The organism is Allobosea sp. (assembly GCF_048595345.1).
Classification (GTDB): Bacteria; Pseudomonadota; Alphaproteobacteria; order Rhizobiales; family Beijerinckiaceae; genus Allobosea.
Map to the genome: position 1 here is coordinate 1 of NZ_JBMDWH010000006.1, position 4,214 is coordinate 4,214.

4 protein-coding genes are annotated in these 4,214 nt (G+C 66.3%); all 4 read right to left on the reverse strand.

Features of this window, described 5'->3' with window-relative positions:
• On the reverse strand, positions 1 to 299 hold a 299-nt coding region (locus ACOJTB_RS00775), incomplete at its 3' end, for a hypothetical protein (protein ID WP_420100604.1).
• Between the two features lie 87 nt (positions 300 to 386).
• Positions 387 to 1,622, reverse strand: coding sequence for a DUF2254 domain-containing protein (locus ACOJTB_RS00780; protein WP_420100605.1), 1,236 nt, complete (start codon positions 1,620 to 1,622; stop codon positions 387 to 389).
• Between the two features lie 71 nt (positions 1,623 to 1,693).
• Entirely contained in the window at positions 1,694 to 2,626 is a 933-nt protein-coding gene (locus tag ACOJTB_RS00785; RefSeq protein ID WP_420100606.1) for an aldo/keto reductase, read from the reverse strand.
• 143 nt (positions 2,627 to 2,769) lie between these two features.
• On the reverse strand, positions 2,770 to 4,214 hold a 1,445-nt coding region (locus ACOJTB_RS00790; RefSeq protein ID WP_420100607.1), incomplete at its 5' end, for an EF-Tu/IF-2/RF-3 family GTPase.

The following is a 4,214-nucleotide window of genomic DNA, read 5'->3' on the forward strand; positions in this document are numbered from 1 at the left end:
TCGGAGCGGTTGCCCTTATAGGCCGGGTAGATCGCCTTGCGGAACGAGTTCTCCGATTTGTCGAAGACGATGGCCAGATGCGTCGGCCGCACGCCGAGCACGCCCTCGCGCACGAATTGGAAGAGCTTGGTCGCGAAGAGCCGCACCGCGCCGGAGGGAAGCCCGTCCGAGCGGGCATTGTATTTCCGGTCCTGATTGATCGACTGGAAATAGGCGCGGAAAATGAAGTTGGAGCCATCGACCAGGAAGAGATGGTCGCCGGGCTTCAGCGCAGGCGCAAGGGAGGCTTTCTCGCTCATGGCGCGGACCATAGAAGGGCGGGGGCGGGCGGTCCATGCGCAACACGGCGCAATTCGCATCGTGAACGCCAGCGCATGGCAGCACCGTCAACGGCCTTCCCGCAGAACCCAGCGCGCCGCCTCGGCCAGCCGCTCGCGATCGCGCGGGTGCGTGGTCTCGGCCAATCCGCGGCGTGCAGCGTCATCGGCGAGAGTCCGAGCCCCCTCGGCGAAGAGCGGATGGCCAGCGACGATCGCCAGGATCCGCTGCAAACGCAGTTGCACTTCCAGCTGTCCGACGCTTTCCCGGATCAAGGGGGCGAAGCTGTCCTCCAGAAGAGCCTCCGGACGCAGCTCGGGCAGATGGACATTCTCGGCGGGCGGCACCGGGCTCCGCTCCGGCTCGCGACGCAGGAGCCTGGCGAAGCCGGCGAGCACATCGATGACCGTGCCCGGATCGTTCACGGCCGGAGACAGGGCTCGCGTTCCGATCTCCGACAGCACGATCAGGCCGAAGCGTGGATCCTGCGTGAAGGACCGTCTGGCCCCGAGGACGAAAGCGTCCAGCACAGCCGAGCGGTCCTGCTCGGCCAAGCCAACGACCCAGGCCAGGATATCGCCTTGGCCAACGAAGGAGCCGGGCAGAACCACGACATCGACCTCGCCGCCGCCTTTATGGCAGAGCTTCGCCAGAGCCGGCACGTCGATGAACTGGACATAGGCTGTCGCGGGACTTTCAACGGCTACCGCCCCGGCCGGAACCGGGCGCGCCGACGACGCACCGAAGCAGGGCGCGGCGACATAGTCATCGATCGCTTCGGCGGCGGCGACGACGACGCGATCGATCGTCTCGTTCATGCGGCCGAGATGCGAGAGCCGGTCGATCCAGCCGATGAAGGTCGCGACCACGACGATGACGACCAGAATGGTGACGCCGAACAGAAGCAGCCGGCCGCTGGAGCCGTAAAGCCCGGTGCTCAAGGCGATGAGCCCGACGAGGCTGAACAGGAAGGCGCCGATGAACGTGCCGAGCGCATTATGCGCGCCGGTATCAGTCTGAAGCAGCGCCGTCGCCCGGGGCGTGGCGGATGACGCTGCCGCGCCATAGGCCGACACCATCGTCGTCAGCGAGAAAATCGCGACCGTCAGCATGGAGGAAGCAAGGATGCCGAGGATCTTGTCGACGGCGTCCGCCCCGACGCCGGCGGAAACCGTGTCCGGCACCAGCGGCGCCGCCACGATCGACAAAAGCGCGCTGGCGATTCCGAGCAGCGCGAACATGGCGGCGCGGAACCACAGCCGTCGCGTCAGATGGGCGACAATCCAGCGCAGCTTCGTAATCACGGCAACATCCCCCGAAGGGGACAACGAAGCCCGTCGCGGCGAAGTTCCGAGCGGTGGCGCCGCCGGGGACTTCAGGCTGTGATCGCGTCGATCTCGGCCAGATCCTCCGCCGTCAGCGCCCAGTCGGCGGCCTTGACGTTGGCAGCGATCTGCTCGGGCCTGGTCGCTCCGGCGATCACGCTGGAAACCACAGGCTGGGCGGCGAGCCAGGAGAAGGCGAGCTCGACGAGGCTGTGGCCGCGCTGCTCGGCGAAGACGGTCAGGCCCTCGATCTTGCGCCAGTTGTCCTCGCTGAAGATCTGGCCGGCGCGCTCAGGCAGCTTGGTCAGCCGAGCACCCTCCGGCATCGCCGCGCCGCGCTTGTACTTGCCGGTGAGCGCCCCATTTGCGAGCGGGAAATAGGGCAACAGCCCCATGCCGTAATGCGCGATGGCTGGGATCAGGTCCTTTTCGGCGCCGCGTTTCAGAAGGCTGTACTCGTCCTGCGCCGAGGCGAAACCGCCGAGCCCGAGATCCCGCGCCGTCCATTGCGCGTCGGCAACCTGCCAAGCGACCATGTTGGAGCAGCCGATATAGCGCACCTTGCCCTGGCGAACGAGGTCGTCCATCGCCCGCAGCGTCTCGTCGATCGGAGTCAGCGGGTCCGGCTTGTGGAACTGGTAGAGGTCGATCCAGTCGGTCTTGAGCCGCGTCAGCGATTCCTCGACGGCGCTCATAATGTAGCGGCGCGACCCGCCTTCACCGCCATGGAACATCCGCATCCCGAATTTCGAGGCGAGCACGATGTCCTTGCGGCGCGCGCCGAGGACCTGGCCCAGCGCGGTCTCCGACCCGCCCTTCTCGCCATAGATGTCGGCGGTGTCGAACAGGGTGATGCCATGCTCGATCGCGGCATCGACGACCTTGCGGGTCGCTTCCAGGTCGATGCGCCCACCGAAATTGTTGCAGCCGAGGCCGACGAGCGAGACGCGAAGGCCCGAGCGGCCGAGATTGCGGGTTTGCATGAGATCCTCCCTGACAGGCGGGCAGAGGATCAGAGGGCAGGCGCCTGGGCAACGCCCATGGTCGGCACCCGCGGGCTGCGCCGGGTGCAGGTCGCGTGCGCCTCGAAATGAAAACGCCCGGGCGATAAGCCTAGGCGTTTCGATCAGGCCACTTCGGCCTTGGCCTTCTGCGAGCGCTTGCGCTCGTTGGGGTCGAGGATCGCCTTGCGCAGGCGGATCGACTTCGGCGTGACCTCGACGAGCTCGTCGTCGTCGATCCAGGCCAGCGAACGCTCCAGCGTCATCCGGATCGGCGGGGTGAGGCGCACGGCCTCGTCCTTCGAGGTGGTGCGGATGTTGGTGAGCTTCTTGCCCTTGAGCACGTTCACCTCGAGATCGTTCTCACGGTTGTGCTCGCCGACGATCATGCCCTGATACACCTTGGCGCCGGGCTCGATCATCATCGGGCCGCGATCTTCCAGGTTCCACATGGCGTAGGCCACGGCCTCGCCCTTGTCGTTCGAGATCAGCACGCCGTTGCGGCGGCCGGGAATCTCACCCTTGAAGGGCTCGTAGGCCTTGAACAGGCGGTTCATGATCGCCGTGCCGCGCGTGTCGGTCATCAGCTCGCCCTGGTAGCCGATGAGGCCGCGGGTCGGGGCATGGAAGACGAGGCGCAGACGATCACCGCCTGACGGCCGCATCTCGATCATCTCGGCCTTCCGCTCGGACATCTTCTGAACGACGACGCCGGAATGCTCCTCGTCCACGTCGACGACGACTTCCTCGACGGGCTCCAGCAGATTGCCGTCCTCGTCCTTCTCGAACACCACACGCGGACGCGAGACGGCGATCTCGAAGCCTTCGCGGCGCATGGTCTCGATGAGGACGGCGAGCTGGAGTTCGCCGCGGCCCGACACGAAGAAGGAGTCCTTGTCCTCCGATTCTTCGATCTTGAGCGCGACGTTGCCCTCGGCCTCCTTGAACAGGCGGTCGCGGATCACGCGGCTCGTCACCTTGTCGCCTTCGGTGCCCGCGAGCGGCGAGTCGTTGACGATGAAGCTCATGGTCACGGTCGGCGGGTCGATCGGCTGCGCGACGAGCGGCTCGTTCACCTGCGGATCGCAGAACGTGTCGGCGACCGTGCCCTTCTGGAGGCCGGCGATGGCGACGATGTCGCCCGCCTCGGCGTAGTCGATCGGCGTGCGCTCCAGACCCCGGAAGGCGAGGATCTTGGAAATGCGGCCCGATTCCAGCAGCTGGCCTTCGCCGTTCAGAACCTTGACGGCCTGGTTCGGCTTGATCGAGCCGGACTGGATGCGGCCCGTGATGAGGCGGCCGAGGAACGGGTTGGCCTCGAGGATCGTGCCGATCATCTTGAACGGCTCGTCCTTGCCGGCGGTGTCCGGCTCGGGAACGTGCTTCACGATGAGGTCGAACAGGGGCTCGAGACCCTTGTCCTGCGGGCCGTCCGGCGCGTCGGCCATCCAGCCGCCGCGGCCCGAGCCGTAGACGACCGGGAAGTCGAGCTGCTCTTCGGTGGCGTCGAGATTGACGAAGAGATCGAAGATCTCGTTCAGCACTTCCTCGTGGCGCTCGTCCGGGCGGT